Below are 26,133 nucleotides of genomic sequence, written 5' to 3' on the forward strand. Positions count from 1 at the left end.
GCAACCAACCCTCAGATCGGTTCAACCTGCAGGGACATTGGTCCCGGGCGTGTCGCCTTGACAGCCGACGGCCCCCGTCGGTCAGTCGCGGCCGTAGATGTCGCGCGTGTAGACCTTCGCCGCCACGTCGGACAGGACGTCGGTCTGCCGGTTGGCGATGATCACGTCGGCGCGCTTCTTGAACTCCCCCAGGTCGCGGACGACCTCGGAGTTGAAGAAGGTGTCGTCGTCCAGCTCGGGCTCGTGGACGATGACCTCGACGCCCTTGGCCTTGATCCGCTTCATCACGCCCTGCACCGACGACATCCGGAAGTTGTCGGACCCGGACTTCATGGTCAGGCGGTAGACCCCGACGACCTTCGGCCGGCGGGCCAGGATGTCGGCCGCGATGAAGTCCTTGCGGGTGGTGTTGGCGTCGACGATCGCGCTGATCAGGTTCTGGGGCACGTGGCGGTAGTTCGCCTGCAGCTGCTTGGTGTCCTTCGGCAGGCAGTAGCCGCCGTACCCGAAGGACGGGTTGTTGTAGTGCGAGCCGATGCGCGGGTCGAGGCCGACGCCCTCGATGATCTGGCGCGCGTCGAGGCCGTGGATCGAGGCGTAGGTGTCGAGCTCGTTGAAGTACGCGACCCGCAGCGCCAGGTAGGTGTTGGAGAAGAGCTTGATCGCCTCCGCCTCGGTGGCCCCGGTGAACAGCACCGGCACGTCCTCGTCGAGCGAGCCGTTGAGCAGCAGCTTGGCGAACTGGTGACCGGCCTCCGTGTCCGAGCCGACGACGATGCGGGAGGGGTGCAGGTTGTCGTACAGCGCCCGCCCCTCGCGGAGGAACTCCGGGCTGAAGATGATCGACGAGCCCAGGTGGCGCTCGCGGAGCCTGCTGGTGAAGCCGACCGGGATCGTCGACTTGATGACGATCGTCGCCGACGGGTTGGCGGCGATCGCGTCGGCGGTGACGCGCTCCACCGTGGAGGTGTCGAAGTAGTTGGTGACGGGGTCGTAGTCCGTGGGCGTCGCGATCACCACGAAGGACGCGTCGCGGTAGGCCTCGTCCTTGTCGAGGGTCGCGGTGAGCGACAGCTCGCGGGTGGCGAGGTAGTCCTGCAGTTCGGCGTCGATGATCGGCGACTCGCGCCGGTTGACCATCTCGACCCGCTCGGGATCGACGTCGAGCGCCCAGACGTCGTGGTGCTGGGCGAGGATGACGGCGTTCGAGAGTCCGACATATCCGGTGCCCACTACGGCGATCTTCACGACGCGAGCGTAAGGCCCGTTCCTTAACCTGTCTGCACATCCCGGTGAACGGCGCGGTGGCCCGGCGAGACGCGGCTCACTGCGCCGCTCACTCCCACACCGAGGCGATCGGCAGGCCCCACAGGCGCGGCCCGTAGCGGTGGCCGACGGACGCCGTGTTGAGCACGACGCCGCCGCGGAAGCGGGAGCCCGCGCGCCGCGCGAGCGCCTCCAGGCGGGCGAACTGGTGCGGCCGGAGGCCCGCCGCCGTCAGCACCTCCAGGCCGTAGATGCTGTCGTCGGGCAGCTCGACCACGAATCCGACCTCCAGCCCGTTGCGCTCACGCAGGTAGGAGACCCGGTGCTCGACGACGCTGGTCGCCTGCTGGCGGAGCAGCTCGGCGGCGACCATCGTGCGCAGCAGCGGCGCGAGCCGGGGCCGACCGGAGAAGGCGGCCAGGGCGGCAGGGTCGTGCCCGGCGAGGTGGCGGGCCAGCGCGGGGTCCTCGAAGACCACCTCGGGGCGACCGATCGCGCGCTTGGCCGCCGACGCCCGGCACCCCGGCAGCAGGCGCACCACACCGATCTCGACCAGCACGTCGACGTACGGCTGGACGGTGGTGCGGGGAATCCCGGCGGCCGCGCCCAGCCGGGCGTGGTTGAGCTCGCCCAGCAACGGGTCCGCCAGGGCTCTCAGCAGGGCCGCCAGCCGTCCCGGGTCCGTACGACGGACCGCGCGGGCCCGCCGGGCGAGGCGGCGCAGCTCGTCGTCGGTGACGGGGCGGGCCGTCGCGGCGACGTACCGCTCGACGTCCCAGGTGGTCCGCACCTCGCCCGGGACGGTTCCCCGGGAGCCCAGACGGGCGACGAAGTCGGCAGCCACGGGCGTCACCCTAAGCGGCTCCCGTGGAAAACTCGTCGATTTGTCTAACGAGGTCGCGCGAATGTCCCGGTGAAAGGCCGCGCATGGCACGATGCAGCCCATGTCCCAGACCCACAGCGACTACCGGCTGAGCCAGCTGGACCAGCTGGAAGCCGAGTCGATCCACATCTTCCGGGAGGTGGCCGCCGAGTTCGAGAAGCCCGTGCTGATGTTCTCGGGCGGCAAGGACTCCATCGTCATGCTCCGCCTCGCGGAGAAGGCGTTCTACCCGGCGAAGATCCCGTTCTCGATCCTGCAGGTCGACACCGGCCTGGACTTCCCCGAGGTCATGGAGACCCGCGACCGCTGGGTCGCCCGGCTCGGCGTGAACCTCGTGGTGGCGAGCATCGACGACGCGATCAAGAACGGGATCATCCCCGACGCCGCGAAGATCAGCCGCAACCGCCTCCAGATCCCGACCCTGCTGAACGCCATCGAGGAGAACGGCTTCACCGCCGCCTTCGGTGGCGGCCGCCGCGACGAGGAGAAGGCCCGCGCCAAGGAGCGCGTCTACTCCCACCGCGACGAGTTCGGCCAGTGGGACCCGAAGAACCAGCGCCCCGAGCTGTGGAGCCTCTACAACGGCCGCCTCCACGAGGGCGAGCACATGCGGATCTTCCCGATCTCCAACTGGACCGAGCTGGACGTCTGGGACTACATCGGCCGCGAGGGCATCGAGATCCCGAGCATCTACTACTCGCACCAGCGCCGCGTCTTCGTGCGCGACGGCATGCTGATGAGCGAGACCCCGCTCAACCCGCTGCGGGAGGGCGAGGTCGTCGAGGAGCGGACCGTCCGGTTCCGCACCTGCGGTGACATCACCCTGACCGGCTGCGTCGAGAGCACCGCGTCGACGATCGCCGAGATCATCGACGAGGTCGCCGTGGCCCGCAAGACCGAGCGCGGCGCGACCCGCGGCGACGACCGGTTCTCCGAGGCAGCCATGGAGGACCGCAAGAAGGAGGGCTACTTCTGATGGCCGGCACCAACATGGACCTGCTCCGCTTCGCGACCGCTGGCTCGGTCGACGACGGCAAGTCGACCCTCATCGGGCGCCTGCTGCTCGACTCGAAGTCGATCTTCGAGGACCAGCTCGAGGCGGTCGAGGCGACCAGCGAGGCGAAGGGGTACGACTACACCGACCTCGCGCTGCTGACCGACGGCCTGCGCTCCGAGCGCGAGCAGGGCATCACGATCGACGTGGCCTACCGCTACTTCGCGACGCCCAACCGCAAGTTCATCATCGCCGACACCCCCGGGCACGTGCAGTACACCCGGAACATGGTCACCGGCGCCTCCACCGCTGACCTCGGCCTCGTGCTCGTCGACGCCCGCCAGGGCCTGACCGAGCAGTCGCGCCGCCACGCGGTGATCCTGTCGCTGCTCCGCGTCCCGCACCTCGTGCTGGCCGTGAACAAGATGGACCTCGTCGACTTCGACCAGTCCGTCTACGACAAGATCTACGCCGAGTTCACCCAGTTCGCGACGAAGCTCAACGTCCCCGACCTCGAGGTCATCCCGATCTCGGCGCTGCAGGGCGACAACGTGGTGACCCGCTCCGAGAACATGCCGTGGTACTCCGGTCCCACGCTGATGCACCACCTCGAGCACGTCCACGTGGCCTCCGACCGCGACCTCATCGACGCCCGCTTCCCGGTGCAGTACGTCATCCGGCCGAAGTCCGACGAGTTCCACGACTACCGCGGCTACGCCGGCCAGGTGGCCGGTGGCGTGCTCAAGCCCGGTGACGAGGTCGTCGTACTCCCGTCGGGGATGACGTCGAAGATCTCGAAGATCGACCTGTTCGACCAGGAGATCACCGAGGCCTTCCCGCCGATGAGCGTGACCGTCCACCTCGAGGACGACGTCGACGTGTCTCGCGGCGACATGATCGCCCGGGTCAAGAACGCGCCGACCCCGAGCCAGGACATCGACGCGATGATCTGCTGGATGACCACCGCCCCGCTGCAGCCGCGGCAGAAGCTGGCCATCAAGCACACGACCCGCACGGGCCGCGCGCTGGTCAAGGACATCCAGTACCGCCTGGACGTCAACACGCTGCACCGCGACCAGGAGACCAAGGAGCTCGGCGTCAACGAGATCGGCCGCGTCACGCTGCGCACCACGGTGCCGCTGCTCGCCGACCCGTACTCCAAGAACCGCACCACCGGCTCGTTCATCCTGATCGACGAGGCCACCGGCGTGACCGTCGGCGCCGGCATGATCAACGGCTGACCGCACCGTCGTACGACGAACGCCCGCTCCCTCGCGAGGGAGCGGGCGTTCGTGCGTTCGGCGCGAAGTGTCGGTCTTTCTCCGCCGAAGTGTCAGTCTTTCTCCTCCGAGGTGTCAGTTCTTCTCCCTCGAGGTGTCACTGCTGCACGCTGCGCCCGTGCAGAAGTGACACCTCGACACAGAACTTGTGACACCTCGACGGAGAACTTGTGACACCTCGACGGAGAACTTGTGACACTTCGACGGAGAAACTGCGCCACTTCGCGGGCGGCGAGGAGCCGTCAGCGCTGCGGGCGGAAGTGCAGACCGACCTCGGGGTCGACGACGACCTCCTGCGCGGCGGGGATGCCGTCGACGACCAGCGGGGCGGCGACGTCGGTGTTGCGCTTCAGGACGGCGAGGGCGATCGGACCGAGCTCGTGGTGGCGGGCCGAGGAGCCGACGAAGCCGGCCGCGCGGCCGCCGTCGGCCGGGAGCACCTCGGTGCCGGCGGCCGGCAGGCGGTTCTCCGAGCCGTCGAGGTGGAGCAGGGTCAGCCGGCGCGGCGGGCGGCCCAGGTTGTGGACGCGCGCGACGGTCTCCTGGCCGCGGTAGCAACCCTTGTCCATGTGCACCGCGGACCACGCCGGCGCCTGCTCGGCGTCGAGCCAGCCGACCTCGTTGGGGATCGTCCGCTCGTCGGTGTCGACGCCGAAGCGCGGCTCACCGCGGGCGATGCGCAGCGCCTCGAAGGCCCACAGGCCGGCAGCCGGCCCCGCCGCCTCGGCGTACGCCGCCAGCTGCGCGCGGGGCACCAGGTCGTAGCGGGTCTCGGACCCCGGCCGCCAGGCGACGGCCAGGTCGGCGGTCACGTCGGTGATCTCGACGCGCATCATGAACTTCATCCGCTCGAGGAAGTCGATCAGCGCCGCGGCCCGGCCGGGCTCGGTGTGCGCCGTGAACGCCTCGCCGTCGTCGACGCCGGTGAAGGCGTGCTCGACGTGGCCCTGGGGGCTCAGCACGAGCGCGGACACCCAGCGGCCGGGCTCGAGGCCCTCGAAGAACTGCGTGGTCAGCGAGTGCAGCCAGGTCAGCCGGTCGGGCCCGGCGACACGCAGCACGTCGCGGTGGGAGAGGTCGACGAAGCCCTCGCCGGCCTCGAGCGCCTTCTGCTCGCCGAACAGGCTGCCGTAGTGGGCGGCGACGGGCGCGTCGATGCCGTCGCCTGCGACCGCGCCCGGCAGGGCGAGGAGCGGGCTGGGCTGGCGGTCGGTGGTCGTGGTCATGTCAGGTCCCGGTAGTGCTCGAGCAGGCGGGTCAGGGTGCCGAGCGCGGTCTGCATCTCCTCGATGTGGACCGGGTCGAGGGTCCGGAGCATCTCCTTGATGTCGGTGCTCGAGACTCCCGACGTGCGCGGCAGGTACCTCACCTCGCAAACGTCGGAGAGGTCGTCGAACTTCCCGGCCCAGTCGTCGCCCATCACGAAGACGTCGACGCCGTGCTCGATGATGTCGGCGCGCTTCTGCTCCCACGCTCGCTCGGGCAGGACCAGGTCGACGCCCTTGATCGCGCCGACGATGGCCGCCCGGTCGTCGTACGAGACGACGGACTTCTTGCCCTTGCCGGCGTTGAACTCGTCGGTGGAGACTCCGACGATGAGCCGGTCGCCCATCGCGGCCAGCCGCTCGATCAGCCGCAGGTGCCCGATGTGGAAGAGGTCGAAGGTGCCATAGGTCAGCACGGTGGTCATGAGGGCTCTCCTTCACAGTCGGCGCAGCGGCCGAAGACGGTGAGATGGCCGAGGTCGGGCACGAAGCCCTTCGCCTCGAGCACCGCGACGAACGGGGCCGCCTCGGCGGCGTCGACCGAGGTGACCGAGCGGCAGCCCCGGCAGACGAGGTGGAAGTGCTCGTGCCCGCGCACCGAGTGGTACGTCGGGGCGCGGTCTGACAGGTGGGCGTGGCGGACCAGCCCGAGCTCCTCCAGCACCTCCAGGGTGCGGTAGACGGTCGAGGCGTTGACCGTGCTCGCGGTCTCCTGGACCTTCGCCAGCACCTCGTCGGGGGTGGCGTGACCGAGCTCGTCGACCGCGCCGAGGATCAGCTCGCGCTGGGGCGTGAGCCGGTAGCCCCGCTCACGGAGGGCGGCGCGCCAGTCGTGGCCGTCGGCGCCCTCCCCGGCGTGCTCCGCCGGGTGGTCGGCCGGGTGGTCCGCGGCGTGGTCCGCCGGGTGGTGGCTATGCACGCTTGAGCCTCGCCCAGAGGTGTGGCTGCAGGGGCTGGCCCATCGCGGCCATGTCGAACGCATAGAGGAGGTCGCCCTCGACGTTGCCGTAGAGGCGCTTGCCGGCGACGTACTCCTTCGCGGTCTCGGTGCGGGCGACCGCGTCGGTCGTCCACTCGAACTTGCCGTTGTCGGCCTCGCCCTCCCAGATCTCCGCGATGCCCGTGTTGTGGGTCAGCAGGATCTCGAAGCGGCCGTCGCCGACCGCGCGGATGAAGCCGGTCTCGATGGCGGCGTCGCGGACCTTCTCGCCGTTCTCGTCGATCACCCAGGCCCGCGCCATGTAGTGGAAGAACGGGCGGCCGTCGTGGGTGAAGATCAGCTCCTGGCCGAACTGGAACGCATCGATCGTCGGGTAGTCGCCGTGGCCGTTGCCGCGCCACGTGCCGAGCATCCAGGCGATGGGTCCGCAGTTGGGGTGCAGGTTGTCGGGGAGTTCGAAGGCCACGACCGGCCATTCTAGGCTGCTTCCCATGGCACGCTCACTCGTCGTCAAGGTCACCTGCGGCACCGATGAGCCGGAGCGCTGCAACCAGGGGTTCACGGTCGCGGCGACGGCCGCCGCCTCCGGCGTCCCGGTGTCGCTCTGGCTGACCGGTGAGGCCGCCTGGCTGGCCGTCCCCGGGCGGGCCGCGGAGCTGGACCTGCCGCTGGCGACTCCCCTGTCCGACCTCCTCGAGACGGTGCTGGCGAGCGGGTCGGTGACGGTCTGCTCGCAGTGCGCCGCCCGCCGCTCGCTCGGCGTCGACGACCTCGTGCCGGGCGCCCGGATCGCGGGCGCGCCGGTCTTCGTCGAGGAGGCCCTCGGCGAGGGCGTCCAAGCGCTCGTCTACTGACGCAACACCAAATTTTCAGGACCGGTCACCAAGAAGGCGGCGGCGCCTCTAGGGTGTGCTCACACCACCGTGCACCCCCCTCCTACGCCACGGTGGTCCGGAGGCTCCCTCGGCGATGTCCGTCACCGCTTGTCCGGCCTGTGGCTCCCCACGGCTGAAGAACTACCGACCCTCGCGGCGCACCGGCCGGAACAACTTCCGGTGCCGTGGATGTGGGCTGGTCGGCTGGTCCGACCGCGCCGACCTCGTGCTCCCCGACACGGTCGGGCTCGACGAGATCAGTGTCGAGGAGCGCGCCGCGTGGGTCGCCAGCAAGCGCGACCACGCCGCCGAGGCCGCCCAGGTCGAGGTGCTCGACGAGCTCGGCGCCCGGCTCGAGGGGGGTCCGCAGGGCCGGCTGCTGTACGACATCGGCACCGGCGACGGACAGTTCCTCGCGGTCGCGAGCAAGCGTGGCTACCAGGTCCGCGGCAACGACCTGATGGAGGCCAACGTCGTCCTGGCCGCCCAGTCCCACGGCGTCGAGGTGGACCTCGGGGACCTGGCCTTCCTCGACGTACCCGCGCAGGACGCCGTCACCATGTGGTGCGTCCTCGCCCATGTCGCCGACCCCGAGGCGCTGCTGCAGAGCTCGTTCGACCTGCTCAAGCCGGGCGGCACGCTCTTCCTCCAGACGCCGCGCCGCTCCAAGGTCGACAGCGCGGCCCTCCGCGTCAGCGCCGCCGCCCGCGGGCGGATGTCACGCTGGGTCGACCGCCGCATCGCCCCGCACCACTGGCACCTGCACACCGCGCAGAGCATGTCCGCCGCGCTGCGCGCCGTCGGCTTCGTCGACGTCGAGGTCATCCCGCGCGCCCGCTACTCGCTCAACTCCGGCGCCTACCTGGCCTCGCTCGGCGTCCCGGCGCGCGCCGCCGGTGCCGTCGGTCGTACGACGGACCGGCTGATCGACCGCGGCTGGGCACCACGGATCGTGCTGGAGGCCTACGCCCGCAAGCCCGGCACCCTCGCCGCGCCGGCCGCCGTACCCGCGGTCGAGCAGGTCCCGGCCGACGGCGGCTCGACCGGCGGCGAGCCGAAGGGCCCGAAGCCCGGGGGCCTCGCGGCGGCCGGCTGAGCGACCGGCAGGATGAGCGCATGCGCGCCGTCCTGCAACGTGTCACGTCGGCATCGGTGGTCGTCGAGGGAAGGGTCGTCGGCGCCATCGACGCCCCCGGCCTGCTGGTCTACCTGGGCGTCACCCACGACGACGGGCCGGCCGAGGTCGCCTGGATGGCCCGCAAGATCCGCGACCTGCGGATCCTGCGCGACGAGCGCTCGGTGGCCGAGGAGGGCGCACCCGTCCTCGTCGTCTCCCAGTTCACGCTGTACGGCGAGGCACGCAAGGGCCGCCGTCCCAGCTGGACCGCCGCGGCGCCCGGTCCCGTCAGCGAGCCCCTCTACGAGGCCGTCTGCGCGGCGCTCGAGGAAGCCGGCACCCACGTCGAGCGCGGGGTCTTCGGCGCCATGATGGAGGTGTCGTCGGTCAACGACGGCCCGTTCACCGTGCTGCTGGAGACTCCGTAGCCGTCGATCTCAGGTGCGGGCGGGACGCAGCCGCAGGCCGAGCAGGTACATCTCGCAGCCCAGGCAGAACGCGAAGGCCGCGTTGAGGAAGGCCGCGACGATGGCGAAGCCGGCGAAGACCTGGCCGAGCAGGGTGGCTCCCGTCGCGAGGCCGATCGTGGCGACGAGGGCGAACACCAGGCCGACGGCCTGCGCGAAGCGGGGCGGCGCCGGGTCCTCGAGGTGGTCCGGCGGGGTGAGCCGCGGCCGGACGACGGAGCGGAAGAAGAGGCCGGTCGGGGTCTTCTGGACGCCGAGGCCGGCGCCGATCGCGAAGAGGACCGCCTGGGCGCCGGTCACCACGGCCGCGATGCCCGGGTGGGCGTCGGACAGCAGCAGCGCCACGGCGAGGACGACGAAGGTCACCGCCGCCGTGAAGCGGGGGCCGCGGGGGTCGATGCCGGTGGGTGCGTCGCTCATCAGGACTCCTGGTGGAGGGGAAGGGCCGCGAGGACCTGCTCGCGTCGCGGTGCACCGGCCGCGCGGGTGATCTCGTTGCCGGCGCGGTCGAGCACCAGCGTGGTGGGTGTACGACGGACGTCCAGCTCCCGGACCAGCTCCAGGTGCTGCTCGGCGTCGATCTCGACGTGGGCCACGCCGTCGTACCGCTCGGCCACGTCGGCGAGCACCACGCGGGTGGTGCGGCAGGGGGCGCAGAACGCGCTGGAGAACTGCACCAGCGTCGCGCGCTCCCCCAGCTCGGCACTCGGCACCGACGCCGCGACGCTCGCCCAGGCCGTCGACTCCTCGACGGCGGGCGCGGGCGCGGCCGCGGGCGCGCCGGCGAAGCGTCCGTCGACCCGACGGCGGTATAGCCCGAAGCCGGCCGCCGCGACGACGGCCAGGACGAGGATGACGAGCCCGGGGTTCACAACTGCCTCCAACGCCGACGGCGGCCCCCGGATTCCGGGGACCGCCGTCGAGTGGTGTGCGTCTCGCTACGCCCGCTCGTTCCTCGCGGGCCACTCGACGAACGGGGAGGGCCTCAGATCGAGATGAGGACCTCGGCGACCGAGCCGGTCTGCGCCTGCACGGCGCGGTCGACCGGGTCGGCCTTGGGAGCGAGCGTCCGCAGCGTCCACTGGCCGTCGCCCGCGAAGAAGCGGAAGTGGCCGGTGGCCGAGGTGGGGACCTCGGCGGTGAACTCGCCGGTCGCGTCGAGCAGGCGGACGTAGGCGCCGGAGACCGGCGTCGCGTCGTCACCCGTGCCGCGCACGACCTGGCCCTGGATCACGGCCTCCTTGGTCACGTTGATGCCCTCGGTGGAGAGGCCACCGACCGTCGCGCCGCACATCAGGCGTCACCGGGCTCGTCGCCGAGCGCGATCGGAACGCCGACGAGGGAGCCGTACTCGGTCCACGAGCCGTCGTAGTTCTTGACGTTCTTCTTGCCGAGGATCTCCTGCAGCACGAACCAGGTCAGCGAGGAGCGCTCGCCGATGCGGCACAGGGCGATCGTGTCCTTGGCCTCGTCGAAGCCGACCTCGTCGTAGAGGGCGGTCAGCTCGTCGTCCGACTTGAAGGTGCCGTCGTCGTTGGCGTTCTTGCTCCACGGGACGTTGACCGAGGTCGGGATGTGGCCGGCGCGCTGCGACTGCTCCTGCGGGAGGTGGGCCGGGGCGAGGAGGCGGCCGGCGTACTCGTCGGGGCTGCGGACGTCGACGAGGTTCTGGGTGCCGATGGCGGCGACGACCTCGTCACGGAAGGCGCGGATCGAGCGGTCCTGCTCCTGCGCCGTGTACGACGTCGCGGCGCGCTGCGGCAGCTCGTCGGTCAGCTCGCGGCTGTCCAGCTCCCACTTCTTGCGGCCGCCGTCCATGAGCTTGACGTCCTGGTGGCCGTAGAGCTTGAAGTACCAGTACGCGTACGCGGCGAACCAGTTGTTGTTGCCGCCGTAGAGGACGACCGTGTCGTCGTTGGCGACGCCGCGCTCGGAGAGGAGCGCCTCGAACTGGGCCTTGTTGACGAAGTCGCGACGGACCTGGTCCTGCAGGTCGGTGGTCCAGTCGAGCTTGATCGCGTTCTTGATGTGGCCCTTGTCGTAGGCCGAGGTGTCCTCGTCGACCTCGATGACGACGACCTTCGGGTTGTCGAGGTTGTCCTCGACCCACTGGACGGAGACGAGCGAGTTCTCGCGGCTCATGGTCTTCCTTACTGGGATTGCGCGGTTGATGGCGGTGCGGATACGAGCGGTGCTGCTGGGCAGCGCGACGGCACACGGGACACAGACGGTCCGGGGCGCAGAGGCGCCAAGAGCGACGGGGACGGCGGAACGGCCGGATTCAGAGACCCGTCAGCAGGGTCGACACAGCGCCGAGCTGACGCGGCAGTTGTCCACCGCGCGCCGCTTGGTCAGCAGCAGAGTCGTCGACATGGGGAAGAGACTAGGCGGCTTTGGCCCGCAGACCCATTCGAGGTTCCAAATGGCGAGACCGTTGTCCATGATGTGGGATGGCTGGCCCGGTGAGGCCCCTCAGCGCACGGTGCAGGACGACGGCACGGTGCCGTTCGAGCTGCTCGGGAAGGCCCCCGGCGTCACCGACAGCCGCACGTCGCCGGTCTGCTCCGGCCCGCTGCTCATGACGAACTCGACCGAGTGCCGCTCCTGGGGCTGGAACTCCAGGCCGATCCGGACCAGGCCACGACCGGCGAGGCGCTCCACGACCGGGTGGGCGACGCGCTGGCCGTCGATCGACAGCTCCGTGACGTCGCCGTCGACGGGCGAGGTCACGTAGATGACCAGCAGCTGGTCGCCCGGCTCCACCCGCTGGTGGCGGTAGCCCTCCCCCGTGATCGACGGGGGCAGCGCGCGTGCGTCGGGCGGGGTGTCGCTGTGGAAGTCGATCGCCCCGGAGATCACCTGGCGGTCGCCGACGCACGAGCGCGAGACCACGCGGGCGTCGTACTTGAGGTAGTACTGCATCTTCGTCGGGCCGCCGTCGTTGATGAAGATCCCGACGCCGGGGTCCTTGCTCGCCTTGTCGGAGAACTCGCCGGCGATCATGGTGCCGGCGATCTCGGCCTCGTTGTCGGCCTCGAAGCTGGCCATCCGGATCCGGCCCTCCATGACGCCGGTGACCAGCCCCCGGATCGACTCCGCCGAATCGCCGCGCCCGGCGGCGAAGGCGTTGAAGACGGCCTTCGCGACGGCCTGCTGGTAGTCGCTGTGGATCTCGCGGTCGTTGGTCAGGCGGTAGATCTCGTTCTCGACGCCCCACACGACGTTGCCGGAGTTGACCGGCCGATACCCCGGTACGGCGACCGGGCCGGTCCCGCGCAGCAGGTAGGACACCGCCACGGGGTCCACGAAGAACATGCCGTCCAGGCGCCCGCCGACCCCACGCTCCCAGCGCTTGCGGATGATCTCGGCGGACCGCTGGAAGTCCGGCGTCAGCGTGGCGTCGACCGCGGCCAGGTTGAGGATCCGCCCGAAGATGCGGTCCTCCTCGTCGGTGAGGGTCACGACCGGTGCGCGGCTGGTCTTCGCGAGCTCCGACATGTCCATCTGCTCGACGATGTCGACGCGGCCGTCCTTCATCCGCACCAGGGACAGGGCGCCGGGGAGTCCGCCGCCGCTGCGCAGCTCGGCGTTGTTCTGCAGGACCATCAGGTAGTAGCGCGGCCGGTCCGTGCCCATCATCCGCGGGATCATCCGGGCGGCGCGGTACGTCGACCCGAGGGTCCCGCGCGCGTCGTCGACCAGGGTGCGCAGCCGGTCGAACTGGTTGCGGACAGGGCCGACGAAGTGGCTGGAGTCGACCTTCGCCAGGGTCGTGGCGGCATCGTCGAACGCCTGCTCGCTGTGCCGGGCCGGCTCCTGCATCGCGGTGATCTGCTCGACCGGGAAGCGGCCGTCGTCCGGCTGGAAGGTCTCGGCCGTCACCAGGTCGGCGGCGTCGGCGATCGGCCCGAGGCCGTCGGTGCCGATGTCGTCGAGCACCTCGGCGACGGTGGCGACGCCCTCGGCGTCGTCGCCGAACACCGGCAACGCCTCGAGGACGGCCCAGGTCGGGCCGGAGGTGTGGTCGCGGGCCGACTCCGCGGCCTCGCGGTAGTCGGCCATCGCCGCGCGGGCGCCGTCGGCGTCGGCGCGGACCAGGGCGGCGCGCATGATCGTCGCGCTGTCCCGCACCTGCGCGAGGTCCCTGTTGGTCGCCCACACGGTCCAGACCGTCCACAGGACGGCGAGCAGCGCGACCACCCCGAGGCCGGCGAGCACCACCAGCCGGGGCCGCTCGCGGCGCAGCTGCCGCAACCGGCGCACGAAGCGCGACGCGGGAGTGGAACGGCGCCGGCGCCGGACCGGAGCGTCGAGGGATCCGTCGGTCACGAGGACACGCCCCGACGGCGGTTCTGGTGGTCACTCACCGGAAGGTGTGTGCTGTTGACTAGGATCACCTCACTTGTCCGTGGCACACGGTACCGACAGCAAGGGTTGGGTCTTGGACTTCAAGCAGTTTCTGGTCGTGCTGCGCCGTCGCTGGCTCACGGTGGTGCTCCTCATCGTGATCGCCCTCGGCGTCGCGGCGGGCATCACCTTCACGCGCACCCCGATGTACGAGTCCAAGGCACAGGTGCTGCTGACGGTCGACGTCTCCAAGGCGAGCGACTCCTACGCCACCTACTTCACCGTGACGCAGCGCGCGACGACGTACGCCAAGGTCGCGAAGAGCACGGAGCTCGCGGAGGAGGTCATCGACGACCTCAACCTGACGATCACGCCGGAGAAGTTCGCCGACCGGGTCAGCGCCGAGGTCGTGGAGGCCACCTCCCTGATCGAGATCAAGATCAAGGACGAGAACGCCCGCGACGCGCAGAAGATCGCGAGCGCCTTCACCGCGCAGTACACCGACTACGTCAAGAACCTCGAGCAGCTCACCGGCACCGAGGCGGCCGTCCAGCTCAAGCAGACGGACCAGGCGACGTACAACCCCGACAAGGTCAGCCCCACCACGCTGCTCAACTTCATCGTGGCCGGCCTGATCGGCCTCCTGCTCGGCATCGGCCTCGCGGTCGCCCGCGAGCTGCTCGACCGCACGATCCGCACGGCCGACCACGTCGCCGAGCTGACCGAGTCGCCGGTCCTGGCCAGCATCGGCTTCGACGGCGACATCCGCTCCGCGCCGCTGCTCACCGACCTCGGTGGCTTCGCTGCCCGCACCGAGGCCTTCCGCCTGCTGCGGACCAACCTGCAGTTCATCGACCTCGACCACCAGCCGCGCTGCCTCGTCATCAGCAGCGCCGTGCCCGGCGAGGGCAAGACGATGACGTCGACCAACCTCGCCGTCGCGCTCGCGCAGACCGGCCGCAACACGCTGATCATCGACGCCGACCTCCGCCGGCCCCGGGTCGCCACGACGCTGGGCCTCGACCCCGCGATCGGCCTCACCACCGCGCTCGTCGGCAAGACCGAGATCCACGACGCGATCCAGGTCCACGAGGCCAGCGGCCTGCACGTGCTCGCCAGCGGCGCCAAGCCGCCGAACCCGACCGAGATCCTGCAGTCGAAGATCACCCACGACCTGATCCGGCGCCTCCGGTCGTCGTACGACATGGTGATCATCGACGCGCCGCCGCTGCTGCCGGTCGCCGACGCGTCGGTCCTGGCCAAGCTCGCCGACGGCGTCATCGTCGTCGTGCGGCACGCCAAGACCACCAAGGACCAGGTCAACGAGGCCATCAACCGCCTCAACCAGGTCGGCGCCCGTCTCTACGGCGTCGTCGTCAACATGGTCGCGAAGCGTGCCGTCGGCTCGTATTACTACTACTACTACGAGGAGACCGCCCCGTCGGGACGCGGCAAGGGTGGCTCTTCCGGCGGTCGTCGCCGGGCCTGATCGGCACTGCTCGGGCGCCGGAACCCACCTGTTCCCGAGAAGTTTCGAAGACGTCGCATCAGTACTGATAAGCCCTGCTATCTTCGCCCGGTGACGACGACCCCCGACGAGCTTCGCGAGCTCTACCTCGACCTGATGAAGCGCACCCTGACGGGCGCCCTGATGGAGGACAACGACTCGATCCTGGGCGGTGTCCGGACCGCCGGATCCCCGTCACTGAAGAAGAAGCTGGCCAACGCGGCCGGCAGCGCGGCGCAGAAGTTCGGCTTCGAGATCTCCTACAAGAAGCCCTACGACCCCGCCCTGCGCGAGACCGGAAGCGACTGGCCGGCCCGCTCGGAGTCGATGATCGGCCTCAAGCGGATGCAGAACATCCAGGACGCGATCAGCGCGATCATCGAGGACGACGTCCCCGGTGACTTCATCGAGACCGGCGTCTGGCGCGGCGGCGCGTGCATCTTCATGCGCGCCAACCTCAAGGCGTGGGGCGACACCAAGCGGACCGTGTGGCTCGCCGACTCGTTCCAGGGCCTGCCGGCGCCGAACGTCAAGGACTTCCCGGCCGACCAGGGCGACACCTTCTACCTCCAGACCGGCCTGTCCGTCGGCGAGGCCGCGGTGCGCCACAACTTCGAGCGCTACAACCTGCTCGACGACCAGGTGAAGTTCCTCGTCGGCTGGTTCAAGGACACGCTGCCCACGGCGCCCGCCGAGAGCTACTCGCTCATCCGCCTCGACGGCGACCTCTACGAGTCGACGATCCAGGCGCTCGACGCGCTCTACCCGAAGCTGTCGCCCGGCGGCTTCTGCATCATCGACGACTACGGCACGCTGCCCGACCAGGCCGGCAAGGCGGTCCACGACTACCGCGAGCAGCACGGCATCACCGACGAGATCATCGACATCGACGGCAACGGCGCCTACTGGCGCAAGTCCTGACCCGAAGGGATCCACGTGCCTGCCCTCCGCAGCACCTCCCACCTCACCAAGCGCATCCGGCAGACGCCGGGCCTGTTCCGCAACTTCCCCACGGTCTTCTGGGACCTCGGGACGCAGCGGACGCGCTTCGCCCGCGACGAGATGACCCTGCACCTGCGCAACGGCTACCAGGTGACCATCCCGAACGCCGACGGTGCCCGTTACCCGATCTACGAGATCTTCGCCGACGACGCCTACGGCATGGCCGAGCTGACGCGGGGCCTGTCGCCGAAGGCGGCCGTGCTCGACATCGGCGGCCAGGTCGGGTGCTTCGCGCTCGCGGTGGCCGCCGAGCTGCCGCAGGCGACGGTCCACGTCTACGAGGCGTCGCCGACCAGTGCGTCGTACGCCGAGCGCAACGTGCGTGACAACGGCCTCGCCTCGCGGGTGAGCGTGCACGCCGCCGCGCTGGCCGGCGAGGACGGCGAGTTCTCGCTCATCGACAACGGCGACGCCAGCGTGCTCAACGGCATCACGGCGCGCGAGGGGAAGGAGGTCGTCGTCCCGGCGGTCTCCTTCGACAATGCGGTCGCCGCCGCGCGGGCCGACGGCAACCCCGTCGAGCTGGTGAAGATGGACGTCGAGGGCGCCGAGTACGACGTCGTGCTCCGCTCCTCCCCCGCGTCCTGGGCGGACGTGCGCGCGGTCGCGCTGGAGTACCACCCGGTGGCCGGCCACTCGCTCGACGAGCTCCTCGCCTTCCTCGCGCCCCTGGGCCTGACGCCGTACCACCAGGAGGACGGCACCGAGCCGGGCCTGGGGATGGTCTGGCTCCGGCGCGCATGACCTCCCGACGATGAGCCGGCTCCCGAGTCGCCTCCAGCCGCTGTGGCCGCTGGTCAAGCGGGGACACCGTGCCGGCGCGCTCGCGATCGGCGCCGTCTCCCGCCACACCACCGGGCCGCTGCGCGACGGGGTGCGGGCGGGGTCGGCGACGTCGCGCGCCACCGCGACCGCAGAGCCCGGCACGGTCACCTTCCACCCGGTGTCGCCGGCGGTCACCCTCGACCGCCCGGCGCCGCCGGGTGACCCCGCGGGCCTGACCTTCCTGTCCTCGCGCACCCGGACCGAGATCCCCGAGCGGTTCGTGCTCGAGCTGGCGGGCGGGCAGCTCATCAGCCGGCACGGCGCGGTCGTCACGGCGGGCGGCATCCTCGACAGCGAGACCAGCCACTACTTCGGCATCTCGTCGTGGCGCGAGCACCCCGTGTTCTGGAACCCGTGGCCGGCGAGGCCCGAGGTCGTCGACGGAACCGTGGCGGTGCTCTCCGCGCGCGGGACGGGCCACAACTTCTACCACTTCGTCACCGACGAGCTGCCCCGCATCGGCCTCCTGCAGGAGGCCTTCGCCGACGTCCGTCCGGACGTGTGGGTGCTCGACCGCCACACCGGCTACCAGAAGCAGCTGCTCGGGATGCTCGGCATCGAGCCGGACCGGGTGCTGACCCCCGGCCCCGGCTTCCACCTGCAGGCGAAGCGGCTGCTGGTGCCGTCGCTGCCCAACGCCGTGATGGACGGGCCGCCGGAGTCGCAGCGCTGGCTGCGCGAGAACCTGCCGGCCAAGGAGACCACGGGCCTGCCGGAGAAGATCTACGTCACCCGCGGTACGACGCCCAACACGCGCCGCATGGTCAACGAGGACGCCGTCCGGGCCGCGCTCGAGCAGCGTGGCTTCACCTGCGTCGACCCCGGCAGCCTGTCGGTGCAGGAGCAGATCGACCACTTCGCCGCGGCTCGCGTGGTCGTGGCCCCGCACGGCGCCGCCCTCACCAACCTGGCGTTCTGCCGCGACGGCGTGCGGGTGCTCGAGCTGTTCGCACCCGGCTACACCGTCCACTGCTACTGGGCGATGACCTCCAACATCCCCGACTCGCGCTACCGCTACCTCGTCGCCCCGACCCCGGTCGGCACGGGCGACAACGAGCTGATGCAGGACATCGAGCTGCAGCCGGGGCCGATCATGGACGCCCTCGACCAGCTGCTCGCGTCATGACCTCCGCGCCGACCGCGCTGGTCACCGGCGTCACCGGCCAGGACGGCATCTACCTCGCCCGGCGGCTGCTCGCGGACGGGCTGCGCGTCGTGGGGGTCGCCCGCCCGGGCAGCGCGAGCGGGCCGCGCGTGGCGGCGTACCTCCCGGGGATGGAGGTGCGCGAGGCCGACATCACCGACGGCGCCACCCTGCGGGCACTGGTCGCCGACATCGCGCCGCAGGAGGTCTACAACCTCGCCGCCCTCAGCTCCGTCGGTCGCAGCTGGGAGGAGCCCGAACTGACCCGCCGGGTCAACCTCGACACCGTCGTCGACCTCGTCGAGGCGGCGCACGCGCTGACGGCTGCAGGCCGCCCGGTGCGCCTCTTCCAGGCGTCGTCGGCCGAGGTCGTCGGCCAGGCCGCGGACAGCCCCTACGCCCGCGCCAAGGCCGACGCCGAGCGTGTCGTGGAGAAGGCCCGGGCGGAGGGCCTGCACGCGTCGTACGCCCGCCTCTACGTCCACGAGAGCCCGATCCGCCCGCCCGGCTTCGTGTTCCGCAAGATCACCCGCGGCGCGGCCGCGATCGCCCTGGGCCGCAGCGACGAGCTGACCCTCGGCACGCTCGACGTCCGGCGCGACTGGGGCCACGCGGCCGAGTACGTCGACGCATTCGTCCGCATGCTGCGCCGCGACGAACCGGTCGACCTGCCGCTCGGCACGGGCATCGACCACTCGCTGGCCGACCTCGTCGAGGTGGCCTTCGCCGCCGCCGGCGTCGAGGACCCGTGGTCGCGGATCGTCCAGGACCCCGACCTGGTGCGGCCCGCGGACTCCAAGGTGCTGCGCGCCGACCCCGAGCCGGCCGCCGAGGCGATCGGCTGGCGGGCGACGACGTCCTTCGCCGACCTCGTGGCGCGCATGGTCGAGGTCGACCTGGAGCGGGTGCGCAGCGGCGTCGAGGACGACCCGCGCTACCTCTGAGTCCTCCTTCGAGTCCTCCTTCGAGTCCACCTTGCGCGGTCGGAGTCCGGGCGGCCCCGGTCGCGGGCGTGGGACGTCATACGAAGCGGTCGCCCCAGCGCGCGATTCGCATGACGCAAACCCGCCCGACCGGTCGCGGGCGTGGGACGTCATACGAAGCGGTCGCCCCAGCGCGCGATTCGCATGACGCAAACCCGCCCGACCGGCCCCGGGCGTGGGACGTCATACGAAGCGGTCGCCCCAGCGCCCGGTTCGTATGACGCAACCCGGCGGCGACCCAGCAGGCCGACCGATCAGCAGGTCAGGCCACCGTCGACGGCCAGCACCTGCCCCGTGACGAACCGGTTGTCGGGCGAGACCAGGAAGAGCGCGGCCCGCGCGACGTCCTCGGCGTCGCCGAGGCGACCCATGGGGGTACGCCGCTCGATCTGGCCGAGCTGCGCCTCGTCGAGGCCGTGGCTCATCTCGGTGCGCAGGTAGCCCGGCGCGATGGAGTTCACCGTGATGCCGCGCGAGCCCAGCTCACGGGCCAGCGCCCGGGTCATGCCGTCGAGGGCGGCCTTCGTGGCGCCGTACACGGACAGGCCGCGGTAGCCGGAGATGCCGACGACCGAGGAGATGTTGACGATGCTGCCGCTGCGCTGGCGCAGCATCACCCGGCTGGCGGCGCGGGTGACATAGGCGGTGCCCTTGATGTTGAGGTCGACGACCGTGTCGATGTCCTCGTCGTTGAAGAGGCCGATCACGCCCTCGCGCGCGACGCCGGCGTTGTTGACCAGGGCGTCGATGCGGCCGAAGCGCTCCACGGCGTCCTTGACGTACGCCGTCGCGTCGGCCTCCTTCGAGACGTCGGCGACCGCGAACCAGAAGCGGTCGGGGTGCTCGCGCTCCCACTCGTCCACCTTGGCGCTGCGGGACCGTGCGCACGTCGCGACCGCGTAGCCCTCCCTCAGGAAGACGTCGATCATGCCGGCGCCGAGGCCCTTGCTGCCGCCGGTGATGAGTGCCACCGGAGTTGCGGTCATCCTTCGATCCTCCTGATCGTCTTGCCGCCCTTGGTCTCGAGGGCGGCAACGAACGTGATGCTGCGCGGGTGCCAGGCCCGCGGCAGGTCCTCGACGGCGGCCCGGACGGCCGCCTTGAGCTCGTCGTGGTCGGCGTCCGCCGACGGCACGATCTCGGCGGCGACGATGGCGCCGGTGAGCCTGTTGGCGCGCCCGAAGACGCGCGCCGCCTCGACCCCGGTCACCGCGGTGATCCGGTTCTCGACGGGCAGCGGGTGGACCTTCACCCCGCCGACGTTGATGACCTCCGAGTCCCGGCCGCGGAACTCGATGCGGTCACCGACCACCTCGACGAGGTCGCCGGTGGCGCGCCAGCCGTCCTCGGTGGCGACGTCGGGCTCGCCGACGTACCCGAGCATGCCGACGCCGGAGCGCACCCACAGCTGGCCGTCGACGACCTTGAGGGTGCCGTCGGGGTTGGCGTCGGAGTGCAGCCGGTCGGCGCTGATGCCGGGCCGGCCGTCGGTCACCGAGGCGACCGAGCCGAGCTCGGTCGACGCGTAGACCTGCGAGACGCGGGCGGTCGGGAACGCGGCGCGGACGGCGGCCAGCAGGTCCGGCGGGACCGCCTCGCCGCCCAGCGTGACCTGCTGCAGCGGGGGCAGATCGACTCCGCGGGAGCGAGCCTCGGCGAGCAGGAAGCGCCAGTACGTCGGCGTCGCGCTCACGCAGTCGACGCCGGGGTCGAGCAGCGCGGCGAGGCCGTCGCGGGGCTGGCGCGGGAAGGGTGCGACGAGCGTGGCTCCGCTGCCCAGGACGTGCATGAGCACCTGCACCCCGGACATCTGGTGCGGACCGTAGGCGAGCAGCCAGCGCTGGCCGGGGCGCTGCCGGGCGCCGGCGACCGTGCCGGACAGCACCCGCCAGTCGTGGCGGGCGGCCTTCGGCGCGCCGGTCGTGCCCGTGGTGCGGATCAGGAGCGGTTGGCCGGCGGACGCGGCGGGTGGCTCCCCCACGTGCGCCAGGAGCGCGTCGGGGTCGACGACCTGGAAGGACTCGCCGAGGTCCGTACGACGGGAGACGACCACGTCGTGGCCCAGCTGCGCCGCGTGGTCGGCGAGCTCGGCCGGGTCGGTGTCCGGCTGGTACTGGCAGGGCTCGGCACCGGCGAGGGCGGCACCGGCCAGCAGCGGCACCAGCCGCGCGGCGTCCTCCTCCACGACGGCGAACCGGGTGATCCCGCGCTCGACGAGTGCCGCGGCCACGTTGCGGGCAGCGGCGAGGACCTCTGCATAGGTCCACGAGCCCCGGTGCGTCACCACGGCCGGGGAGCTGGGCTCCCCTGCCGCGGCGCGCTCGAGGAGATCGATCATGCGGTCGCGGCGGCCTCGTAGAACGCGAGGACCTCGCCGACGGTCTCCGGCATCTCCTCGCCCGCGGAGAACGGGTCGGTGCCGAACTCGTCCTCGAGCATCGCCGAGAGCTCGGCGGCCTCGAGCGAGTCGAGCTCCAGGCCACCGCCGTAGAGGTCGGTGTCGCCCGGCAGCTCGGGGTCGAACGCCTTCTTGGCTCCGGTGAGGAACGTGGCGATCACTCCACGCACACGGTCTGCGGTCACGTCTGGGTCCTTCCGATCAGGGCTTGGCTGCGCCAAGGATGCCGTAGCCGAAGGTGCCGTCGTTCCACAGCCCTTCGAGGATGTCGCACGAGCGGACGAACTCGTCCCGTGCCTGCTCGCCGATGAGCTCCACGATCTCGTGCTCGTGGGTCGCGCAGTTGCTGCGCCAGGCCTCGAACGTCGGGAGCGTCTCGTCGGAGATGTCGGTCGCGTCGGTCACCTGCAGGCCGAGCTCCTCGAGCCAGCCGGTGTAGTCCGACAGGGGCAGCATGTGGGCGTCGCCGAAGGCCGCCCGCAGCACCGCGAAGTCGTCGCGCCGGGCCCGCACCTCGAGGAACGGGATCCGGCGGCGGTTGATGATGTCGCACAGAACGAGGCGTCCGCCGGGGGCGAGCACCCGCGCGGCCTCGGACAGCAGCGCCTTGCGGTCCCGCATCAGGTGCGAGGACTCCAGCGCCCAGACGACGTCGAAGGAGCCGTCCGGCAGGCCGTTGTCGGTGCCGTCGCGCTGCTCGAAGCGGGCACCGTCGAGCCCGCGGCTCGCGGCCAGCTCGGTGGCAGCGGCCACGCCGGCGCCGCTGGTCGTGATGCCGAGCACCCGGGCGTCGTACTCCTCGACGAGGTCGCAGGCCTGGCGGCCGGTGCCGCAGCCGACGTCGAGGACGCGGTCACCGGCGGTGATGGCCGCGCGCTGGAGCATCTGCGCGGTCAGCGCGGCGGTGGCCTGCTCGAGCGGCGTCGTCGGGGTCGCGAAGTATCCGTAGTGGAACTCCTCGCCCATGATCAGGCGCCACGCCTCGTGGACGCGGTCGTAGTGCTTCTCGGGCTCGTGGCTGGCGCCATCGAGATCGGTCGTGCTCAAGGTTGGGGGGCCCTTCTGAGATCAATCCGAACGTCGTCTGCGCGTCGACCGCTACAGTCGCGCCCATCCAACCACCTCAACGGGGGATGCGATGCGACAACTGATCTGCCTGCTGATGGTTATGCTCCCCGGCACCCTCAAACGGCTCGTGGCCTCCCGCCTGCTCGGCTGGGAGATCCACCCCACCGCCCATCTCGGACGCAGCCTGGTCATGGTCGACCGGCTCGTGATGGGCCCGCACGCGAGCATCGGACCCGGCAACACGATCCGCCACCTGTCCGAGCTGCGGATGGGCGAGGGGGCGACGATCTCGTCGCGCAACTGGATCGTCGGCGTGCCCAAGGGCGCGCCCGTCTACCCCAAGCACCCGCACCGCGACCCGTCGCTGGTGATGGACGACTTCGCGCTGATCACCGTCGGCCACAACATCGACGTCACCGACCGGGTCACCCTGGGCAAGCAGGCGGCCGTCGCGGGCTTCGGGTCGCAGATCCTCACCCACAACCTCAACCTGGTCACCGACCTCTTCCAGCCGGGCAAGGTGACGATCGGCGACTACGGCGTACTGATGTCGGGCTGCACGATGCAGAACAACACCGCGATCCCCAACCGCTCGGTGGTCTCGGCCGGCTCCGTCGTGGTCACCAAACTGAAGGACGAGCTCACGCTCTACCGCGGCAACCCGGCCGAGGCGGTGCGGACCCTCCCGGAGACGCTGAAGTTCTTCCACCGGCAGGGCCGCCAGCAGCAGGTCGAGGAGCAGATGACGGAATGGGCCAATGGGGCCTGAGGGTCACCTATAGGCTCTGCGCCCATGAAGCGCGCGCTGATCACCGGCATCACCGGACAGGACGGGTCCTACCTCGCCGAGCTCCTGCTCGAGAAGGGCTACGAGGTCCACGGGCTGGTCCGGCGCCACTCGACCCTCAACCGGTCGCGGATCGACCACCTGGGCGGCACCGAGAACCTCCACCTGCACTACGGCGACCTCACCGACGGCGTCAGCCTGGTCAACCTGGTGCACGCGATCGAGCCGCACGAGGTCTACAACCTCGGTGCGCAGAGCCACGTGAAGGTCTCCTTCGAGCTGCCGGAGTACACCGCCAACACCGACGCGGTGGGCACCCTGCGCCTGCTCGAGGCGATCCGGGCCGCCGGCATCGACTGCCGCTTCTACCAGGCGTCGACGTCGGAGATGTTCGGCGCGACCCCGCCGCCGCAGGACGAGGGCACGGTGTTCTACCCGCGCTCGCCGTACGGCGCCGCCAAGCTCTACTCCCACTGGGTGACGGTCAACTACCGCGAGGCCTACGACCTCTTCGCGGTCTCCGGCATCCTCTTCAACCACGAGTCCCCGCGTCGCGGCGAGTCCTTCGTGACCCGCAAGATCACCCTCGGCGTCGCGTCGATCAAGCTCGGCATCACCGACCACCTCACCCTCGGCAACCTGGACGCGATCCGCGACTGGGGCTACGCCAAGGAGTACGTCGAGGGCATGTGGCGGATGCTGCAGCACGACGAGCCGCAGGACTACGTCCTCGCCACCGGCATCGGTACGACGGTCCGTGAGTTCGCCGAGTACGCCTTCAGCCACGCGGGCCTCAACTGGGAGGACCACGTCCGCTACAACGAGGCCTACGAGCGTCCGACCGAGGTCGACGCCCTCATCGGCGACGCCTCCAAGGCGCGCGAGGTCCTCGGCTGGAAGCCGTCGACCGACGCGAAGGGCCTGGCCGAGCTGATGGTCGACGCCGACATCGAGCAGCTCGGTCGCCTGGTCGCGCACAAGCAGGAGGGCTGAGACCGGGGCGTCCCGGGCACGCGATGAAGATCCTCATCGACGCGATGGCCGCCGAGTTCGGCGGCATCCGGACCCTCATCGACGCCGTGCTGCTGCAGTGGCACGACGTCCACCCCGACGACGAGCTGCACGTGGCCGTGCCGGCCGACTCGACGATCGGCGCCGGGACCCCGCACACCCTGCACAAGCTCCCCGTCCCGCGCCCGTACGTCGTGGGCCGGCCGTGGGCGCAGACGACCCGCATGCGCTCGCTCGCGCGCCGGCTGCGGCCCGACGCGGTGCTGGCGACGGCACCGACCACGTCGGTGCTCTCGCTGGGCGAGGGCCGGCTGGCGACGATCATCCTCGACCTGCGCCACGAGCTGCGTCCCGAGCAGTTCAGCCGCGGCCGCCGGCTGATCCGGGCCGTCTCCTACGGCCGGACCTACCAGATGGCCGACTCGTTCATCGCCATCTCCCAGCGCAGCCTCGACGACCTCCACCGGCTGCACCCGTCGACCGCCCGCAAGCCAGCGGTCGTCGCGCACCTGGGCGCCGACCACGTCCGCGCCTGGCCGCAGCCGGACCGCACCGGGCCGGCGGTGTCCTTCGCCCACCACAGCAACAAGAACCCGGACCTGCTGCTCGACGCCTGGGCCGACCTGGTCGCCCGCGGCGAGAAGGCGCCGGAGCTGCTCGTGCTCGGGGTCGGCGGCGCCCGCAAGCCCGCCCTGCAGGCCGCGATCGACGAGCGCGGCATCGCCGACGTCGTGCGGCTCGCGCCCTTCCTGCCGGACGAGGAGTTCCAGCAGGTCATCGCCGCCGCGCGGATGATCGTGTTCCCCAGCGACTTCGAGGGCTTCGGCCTGCCGACCGTCGAGGGGATGGCGCTCGGCAAGCCGGTCGTGATCGGCCCCGAGCCGGCCTGCCTGGAGGTGGCCGGCGGTCACGCGACGGTGATGGCCGACTGGACGCCGGCGGCGCTCGCCGACGCCGTCCTGCGGGCGGAGTCGGTCGACGACGAGGCCCTCGCCGCTGCTCGCGCGTGGGCGGACACCTTCACGTGGGAGCGCACCATCCGTCGTACCCGGAGCGCGCTGGAGGGCTGAGACCGCAGCGCCGGTCCGGCGCGCGCCTCAGGCCGGCTGGTAGCCGAGCAGCTCCACGAGCCCGGGCGCGACCTCCTCGAGCGCGGCGTGGTGCCGCGGCTCGAAGACCTCCTGGTGGCGCGAGGCACGCTTGCGGTAGTGCGACTCGCTGTCGGCGCTGCGCTGCTCGAGGTCCTTGGCCCGCAGGGCGTCCCTCGAGGTGTCGTTGAGCACCGTTGCGAGGTCGGCCTCCGAGAGCTCGATGCGGCAGTGGGCGAGCATCGCGCGCACCGGGCCCTCCGCGTCGGCACGGACGTCCTCGAGGCGGAAGCGGGCGACCTCGGGGTCGTCGACCCCGGCCCACGACGCCATGGCGGCGAAGTGCTCGCCGCTCAGCTCGATGATGGTCATCATCGCGTCGCCCATCGACATCTGCTTCATCTCCTCGCGCAGCCGCTCGGCCTCCTCGAGGTGGGTCGGGCGGTGCGTCTCCACCGCCGACCAGTAGCCGGAGACCACCAGGTCGCGGGGGTCGCGGCCGAGGTAGACGAGCCGGTGCGGGTGCCGCTTCGGCAGGGCGAGGTACTCCTGGTAGCTGCCGTAGAAGCCGGGCACGAACGTGCCGGCCGGGAAGCCGTTGCGCGGCGGGGTCAGCTGGTAGTCGAGCTGCGGCAGGGTGATCGTGCCGGCCGCACCGCGCACCAGCGGGTGGTCGAAGAGGGCCTTGATCCACTGGCTACCGGCCTTCTGCGGTCCCGCAGCGATGATCACTGCCGGGTCCGGGACCGCGTGGCGTGCCTCCAGGGCCCGGCCGCGCGCCCGCGCGGCGAGGTGGACGGCGCGCTTGGCCGTGTTGCGCGCGGGGGGCCAGTTGAGGGTGCGGGTTGCCCACTCACGGGCGTCGAAGCTGGACATGCTCTGCTCT

At 71.1% G+C, this 26,133-nt stretch carries 30 protein-coding genes; 13 read left to right on the forward strand and 17 right to left on the reverse strand.

The features are described from left to right. Window positions 1–81 precede the first annotated feature (81 nt). Together BJ993_RS05755 and BJ993_RS05760 are read right to left on the reverse strand one after the other, a co-directional pair. Window positions 82–1,248 carry a nucleotide sugar dehydrogenase gene (locus BJ993_RS05755; protein ID WP_179648042.1) on the reverse strand — a complete coding sequence of 389 codons (1,167 nt, stop codon included), beginning with the start codon at window positions 1,246–1,248 and terminating at the stop codon, window positions 82–84. A gap of 88 nt (window positions 1,249–1,336) precedes the next feature. Then, window positions 1,337–2,110: a DUF8612 domain-containing protein gene (locus tag BJ993_RS05760; RefSeq protein WP_036550944.1), complete on the reverse strand. Its 774-nt coding sequence runs from the start codon at window positions 2,108–2,110 to the stop codon at window positions 1,337–1,339. Between the two features lie 100 nt (window positions 2,111–2,210). Here BJ993_RS05760 and cysD point away from each other — a divergent pair, with 100 nt between their 5' ends. Both cysD and BJ993_RS05770 read left to right on the forward strand, forming a co-directional pair. After that, window positions 2,211–3,125: a sulfate adenylyltransferase subunit CysD gene (gene cysD / locus BJ993_RS05765; RefSeq protein ID WP_036550941.1), complete on the forward strand. Its 915-nt coding sequence runs from the start codon at window positions 2,211–2,213 to the stop codon at window positions 3,123–3,125. Then, window positions 3,125–4,384 carry a sulfate adenylyltransferase subunit 1 gene (locus tag BJ993_RS05770; RefSeq protein WP_257026821.1) on the forward strand — a complete coding sequence of 420 codons (1,260 nt, stop codon included), beginning with the start codon at window positions 3,125–3,127 and terminating at the stop codon, window positions 4,382–4,384. Before cysD ends, BJ993_RS05770 begins: the two co-directional genes overlap by 1 nt. A gap of 281 nt (window positions 4,385–4,665) precedes the next feature. On the opposite strand, the gene ygfZ is transcribed toward BJ993_RS05770, so the two are convergent. Genes ygfZ through BJ993_RS05790 form a run of 4 tightly spaced genes read right to left on the reverse strand, consistent with a single transcriptional unit; the run spans window position 4,666 to window position 7,094 of the window. Next, a complete protein-coding gene (gene ygfZ, locus BJ993_RS05775; RefSeq protein WP_179648043.1) occupies window positions 4,666–5,649 on the reverse strand; it encodes a CAF17-like 4Fe-4S cluster assembly/insertion protein YgfZ in 984 nt (327 codons plus the stop codon). Then, a complete protein-coding gene (locus tag BJ993_RS05780) occupies window positions 5,646–6,113 on the reverse strand; it encodes an adenylyltransferase/cytidyltransferase family protein (protein ID WP_036550938.1) in 468 nt (155 codons plus the stop codon). The genes ygfZ and BJ993_RS05780 overlap by 4 nt, the downstream gene beginning before the upstream one ends. Then, window positions 6,110–6,607, reverse strand: coding sequence for a Fur family transcriptional regulator (locus BJ993_RS05785; protein ID WP_308645490.1), 498 nt, complete (start codon window positions 6,605–6,607; stop codon window positions 6,110–6,112). The genes BJ993_RS05780 and BJ993_RS05785 overlap by 4 nt, the downstream gene beginning before the upstream one ends. Continuing rightward, a complete protein-coding gene (locus BJ993_RS05790; RefSeq protein ID WP_036550935.1) occupies window positions 6,600–7,094 on the reverse strand; it encodes a heme-binding beta-barrel domain-containing protein in 495 nt (164 codons plus the stop codon). The genes BJ993_RS05785 and BJ993_RS05790 overlap by 8 nt, the downstream gene beginning before the upstream one ends. A gap of 25 nt (window positions 7,095–7,119) precedes the next feature. Between BJ993_RS05790 and BJ993_RS05795 the strand changes: the two genes are divergently transcribed. The 3 genes from BJ993_RS05795 (at window position 7,120) to dtd (ending at window position 9,048) form a co-directional block, all read left to right on the forward strand. Further along, window positions 7,120–7,482 (forward strand): DsrE family protein, encoded by a 363-nt coding sequence (locus tag BJ993_RS05795; protein WP_179648045.1) that lies wholly within the window; start codon window positions 7,120–7,122, stop codon window positions 7,480–7,482. A gap of 115 nt (window positions 7,483–7,597) precedes the next feature. Continuing rightward, the gene (locus BJ993_RS05800) at window positions 7,598–8,599 is read left to right on the forward strand and encodes a methyltransferase domain-containing protein (protein ID WP_179648046.1); all 1,002 of its coding nucleotides are present in this window, start codon (window positions 7,598–7,600) and stop codon (window positions 8,597–8,599) included. A 20-nt stretch (window positions 8,600–8,619) separates the two neighbouring features. Further along, window positions 8,620–9,048 carry a D-aminoacyl-tRNA deacylase gene (gene dtd, locus BJ993_RS05805; protein ID WP_036550928.1) on the forward strand — a complete coding sequence of 143 codons (429 nt, stop codon included), beginning with the start codon at window positions 8,620–8,622 and terminating at the stop codon, window positions 9,046–9,048. A 9-nt stretch (window positions 9,049–9,057) separates the two neighbouring features. On the opposite strand, the gene BJ993_RS05810 is transcribed toward dtd, so the two are convergent. From BJ993_RS05810 to BJ993_RS25650, 6 genes are all read right to left on the reverse strand, one after another. Further along, window positions 9,058–9,507, reverse strand: a complete 450-nt coding sequence (locus BJ993_RS05810) for a DUF4395 domain-containing protein (protein ID WP_179648047.1) — start codon at window positions 9,505–9,507, stop codon at window positions 9,058–9,060. Then, a complete protein-coding gene (locus BJ993_RS05815) occupies window positions 9,507–9,959 on the reverse strand; it encodes a TlpA family protein disulfide reductase (RefSeq protein ID WP_179648048.1) in 453 nt (150 codons plus the stop codon). Before BJ993_RS05815 ends, BJ993_RS05810 begins: the two co-directional genes overlap by 1 nt. 113 nt (window positions 9,960–10,072) lie before the next feature. Further along, on the reverse strand, window positions 10,073–10,381 hold the full coding sequence (locus tag BJ993_RS05820) for a DUF1416 domain-containing protein (protein WP_036550920.1): 309 nt from the start codon (window positions 10,379–10,381) through the stop codon (window positions 10,073–10,075). Continuing rightward, the gene (locus BJ993_RS05825; RefSeq protein WP_036550918.1) at window positions 10,381–11,229 is read right to left on the reverse strand and encodes a sulfurtransferase; all 849 of its coding nucleotides are present in this window, start codon (window positions 11,227–11,229) and stop codon (window positions 10,381–10,383) included. The genes BJ993_RS05820 and BJ993_RS05825 overlap by 1 nt, the downstream gene beginning before the upstream one ends. A gap of 150 nt (window positions 11,230–11,379) precedes the next feature. Further along, window positions 11,380–11,529 carry a putative leader peptide gene (locus tag BJ993_RS26730; RefSeq protein WP_373366944.1) on the reverse strand — a complete coding sequence of 50 codons (150 nt, stop codon included), beginning with the start codon at window positions 11,527–11,529 and terminating at the stop codon, window positions 11,380–11,382. Between the two features lie 30 nt (window positions 11,530–11,559). After that, window positions 11,560–13,416 carry a DUF4012 domain-containing protein gene (locus BJ993_RS25650; protein ID WP_179648049.1) on the reverse strand — a complete coding sequence of 619 codons (1,857 nt, stop codon included), beginning with the start codon at window positions 13,414–13,416 and terminating at the stop codon, window positions 11,560–11,562. 112 nt (window positions 13,417–13,528) lie between these two features. Between BJ993_RS25650 and BJ993_RS05835 the strand changes: the two genes are divergently transcribed. The 5 genes from BJ993_RS05835 to BJ993_RS05855 all read left to right on the forward strand — a co-directional run bounded on the left by BJ993_RS05835 (window position 13,529) and on the right by BJ993_RS05855 (window position 18,856). Beyond that, entirely contained in the window at window positions 13,529–14,923 is a 1,395-nt protein-coding gene (locus tag BJ993_RS05835) for a tyrosine-protein kinase domain-containing protein (protein WP_179648050.1), read from the forward strand. A gap of 90 nt (window positions 14,924–15,013) precedes the next feature. Further along, the gene (locus BJ993_RS05840) at window positions 15,014–15,862 is read left to right on the forward strand and encodes a TylF/MycF/NovP-related O-methyltransferase (RefSeq protein ID WP_179648051.1); all 849 of its coding nucleotides are present in this window, start codon (window positions 15,014–15,016) and stop codon (window positions 15,860–15,862) included. A gap of 15 nt (window positions 15,863–15,877) precedes the next feature. Continuing rightward, window positions 15,878–16,687, forward strand: coding sequence for an FkbM family methyltransferase (locus BJ993_RS05845; RefSeq protein ID WP_179648052.1), 810 nt, complete (start codon window positions 15,878–15,880; stop codon window positions 16,685–16,687). Window positions 16,688–16,697: 10 nt separating this feature from the next. Continuing rightward, on the forward strand, window positions 16,698–17,894 hold the full coding sequence (locus BJ993_RS05850) for a glycosyltransferase family 61 protein (RefSeq protein WP_179648053.1): 1,197 nt from the start codon (window positions 16,698–16,700) through the stop codon (window positions 17,892–17,894). After that, window positions 17,891–18,856 carry a GDP-mannose 4,6-dehydratase gene (locus BJ993_RS05855; protein ID WP_179648054.1) on the forward strand — a complete coding sequence of 322 codons (966 nt, stop codon included), beginning with the start codon at window positions 17,891–17,893 and terminating at the stop codon, window positions 18,854–18,856. The genes BJ993_RS05850 and BJ993_RS05855 overlap by 4 nt, the downstream gene beginning before the upstream one ends. A gap of 293 nt (window positions 18,857–19,149) precedes the next feature. On the opposite strand, the gene BJ993_RS05860 is transcribed toward BJ993_RS05855, so the two are convergent. The 4 genes from BJ993_RS05860 to BJ993_RS05875 are packed head-to-tail and all read right to left on the reverse strand — an operon-like array spanning window position 19,150 to window position 22,340. Continuing rightward, window positions 19,150–19,881, reverse strand: coding sequence for an SDR family NAD(P)-dependent oxidoreductase (locus tag BJ993_RS05860; protein WP_036550902.1), 732 nt, complete (start codon window positions 19,879–19,881; stop codon window positions 19,150–19,152). Continuing rightward, window positions 19,878–21,233, reverse strand: a complete 1,356-nt coding sequence (locus tag BJ993_RS05865) for a class I adenylate-forming enzyme family protein (protein ID WP_179648055.1) — start codon at window positions 21,231–21,233, stop codon at window positions 19,878–19,880. Before BJ993_RS05865 ends, BJ993_RS05860 begins: the two co-directional genes overlap by 4 nt. Next, complete coding sequence (locus BJ993_RS05870) at window positions 21,230–21,478, reverse strand: acyl carrier protein (RefSeq protein ID WP_179648056.1); 249 nt, start codon at window positions 21,476–21,478, stop codon at window positions 21,230–21,232. The genes BJ993_RS05865 and BJ993_RS05870 overlap by 4 nt, the downstream gene beginning before the upstream one ends. A 16-nt stretch (window positions 21,479–21,494) precedes the next feature. Then, complete coding sequence (locus BJ993_RS05875) at window positions 21,495–22,340, reverse strand: SAM-dependent methyltransferase (RefSeq protein ID WP_179648057.1); 846 nt, start codon at window positions 22,338–22,340, stop codon at window positions 21,495–21,497. 91 nt (window positions 22,341–22,431) lie between these two features. On the opposite strand from BJ993_RS05875, the gene BJ993_RS05880 reads away from it, so the two are divergent. The 3 genes from BJ993_RS05880 to BJ993_RS05890 are packed head-to-tail and all read left to right on the forward strand — an operon-like array spanning window position 22,432 to window position 25,229. After that, entirely contained in the window at window positions 22,432–23,130 is a 699-nt protein-coding gene (locus BJ993_RS05880) for an LbetaH domain-containing protein (RefSeq protein WP_179648058.1), read from the forward strand. 24 nt (window positions 23,131–23,154) lie between these two features. Further along, window positions 23,155–24,141 (forward strand): GDP-mannose 4,6-dehydratase, encoded by a 987-nt coding sequence (gene gmd / locus BJ993_RS05885; RefSeq protein WP_036550893.1) that lies wholly within the window; start codon window positions 23,155–23,157, stop codon window positions 24,139–24,141. Window positions 24,142–24,164: 23 nt separating this feature from the next. Next, window positions 24,165–25,229: a glycosyltransferase gene (locus tag BJ993_RS05890; protein WP_179648059.1), complete on the forward strand. Its 1,065-nt coding sequence runs from the start codon at window positions 24,165–24,167 to the stop codon at window positions 25,227–25,229. 27 nt (window positions 25,230–25,256) lie between these two features. Here BJ993_RS05890 and BJ993_RS05895 read toward each other — a convergent pair whose 3' ends face one another. Next, on the reverse strand, window positions 25,257–26,123 hold the full coding sequence (locus BJ993_RS05895) for a sulfotransferase domain-containing protein (RefSeq protein ID WP_036550889.1): 867 nt from the start codon (window positions 26,121–26,123) through the stop codon (window positions 25,257–25,259). Window positions 26,124–26,133 lie beyond the last annotated feature (10 nt).

Source organism: Nocardioides aromaticivorans, assembly GCF_013408525.1.
In the GTDB taxonomy this organism is placed as follows: Bacteria; Actinomycetota; Actinomycetes; order Propionibacteriales; family Nocardioidaceae; genus Nocardioides; species Nocardioides aromaticivorans.

What these genes read in the sequence shown, in the direction of transcription:
- BJ993_RS05810 (WP_179648047.1), bottom strand. Translation starts at nt 9,507, where the DNA reads ATGAGCGACGCACCCACCGGCATCGACCCCCGCGGCCCCCGCTTCACG.
- BJ993_RS05770 (WP_257026821.1), top strand. Translation starts at nt 3,125, where the DNA reads ATGGCCGGCACCAACATGGACCTGCTCCGCTTCGCGACCGCTGGCTCG.
- BJ993_RS05860 (WP_036550902.1), bottom strand. Translation starts at nt 19,881, where the DNA reads ATGACCGCAACTCCGGTGGCACTCATCACCGGCGGCAGCAAGGGCCTC.
- BJ993_RS05880 (WP_179648058.1), top strand. Translation starts at nt 22,432, where the DNA reads ATGCGACAACTGATCTGCCTGCTGATGGTTATGCTCCCCGGCACCCTC.
- BJ993_RS05795 (WP_179648045.1), top strand. Translation starts at nt 7,120, where the DNA reads ATGGCACGCTCACTCGTCGTCAAGGTCACCTGCGGCACCGATGAGCCG.
- BJ993_RS05895 (WP_036550889.1), bottom strand. Translation starts at nt 26,123, where the DNA reads ATGTCCAGCTTCGACGCCCGTGAGTGGGCAACCCGCACCCTCAACTGG.
- dtd (WP_036550928.1), top strand. Translation starts at nt 8,620, where the DNA reads ATGCGCGCCGTCCTGCAACGTGTCACGTCGGCATCGGTGGTCGTCGAG.
- BJ993_RS05850 (WP_179648053.1), top strand. Translation starts at nt 16,698, where the DNA reads ATGAGCCGGCTCCCGAGTCGCCTCCAGCCGCTGTGGCCGCTGGTCAAG.
- BJ993_RS05865 (WP_179648055.1), bottom strand. Translation starts at nt 21,233, where the DNA reads ATGATCGATCTCCTCGAGCGCGCCGCGGCAGGGGAGCCCAGCTCCCCG.
- BJ993_RS05825 (WP_036550918.1), bottom strand. Translation starts at nt 11,229, where the DNA reads ATGAGCCGCGAGAACTCGCTCGTCTCCGTCCAGTGGGTCGAGGACAAC.
- BJ993_RS05780 (WP_036550938.1), bottom strand. Translation starts at nt 6,113, where the DNA reads ATGACCACCGTGCTGACCTATGGCACCTTCGACCTCTTCCACATCGGG.
- BJ993_RS05800 (WP_179648046.1), top strand. Translation starts at nt 7,598, where the DNA reads ATGTCCGTCACCGCTTGTCCGGCCTGTGGCTCCCCACGGCTGAAGAAC.
- ygfZ (WP_179648043.1), bottom strand. Translation starts at nt 5,649, where the DNA reads ATGACCACGACCACCGACCGCCAGCCCAGCCCGCTCCTCGCCCTGCCG.
- gmd (WP_036550893.1), top strand. Translation starts at nt 23,155, where the DNA reads ATGAAGCGCGCGCTGATCACCGGCATCACCGGACAGGACGGGTCCTAC.
- BJ993_RS05820 (WP_036550920.1), bottom strand. Translation starts at nt 10,381, where the DNA reads ATGTGCGGCGCGACGGTCGGTGGCCTCTCCACCGAGGGCATCAACGTG.
- cysD (WP_036550941.1), top strand. Translation starts at nt 2,211, where the DNA reads ATGTCCCAGACCCACAGCGACTACCGGCTGAGCCAGCTGGACCAGCTG.
- BJ993_RS05890 (WP_179648059.1), top strand. Translation starts at nt 24,165, where the DNA reads ATGAAGATCCTCATCGACGCGATGGCCGCCGAGTTCGGCGGCATCCGG.
- BJ993_RS05855 (WP_179648054.1), top strand. Translation starts at nt 17,891, where the DNA reads ATGACCTCCGCGCCGACCGCGCTGGTCACCGGCGTCACCGGCCAGGAC.
- BJ993_RS26730 (WP_373366944.1), bottom strand. Translation starts at nt 11,529, where the DNA reads ATGGACAACGGTCTCGCCATTTGGAACCTCGAATGGGTCTGCGGGCCA.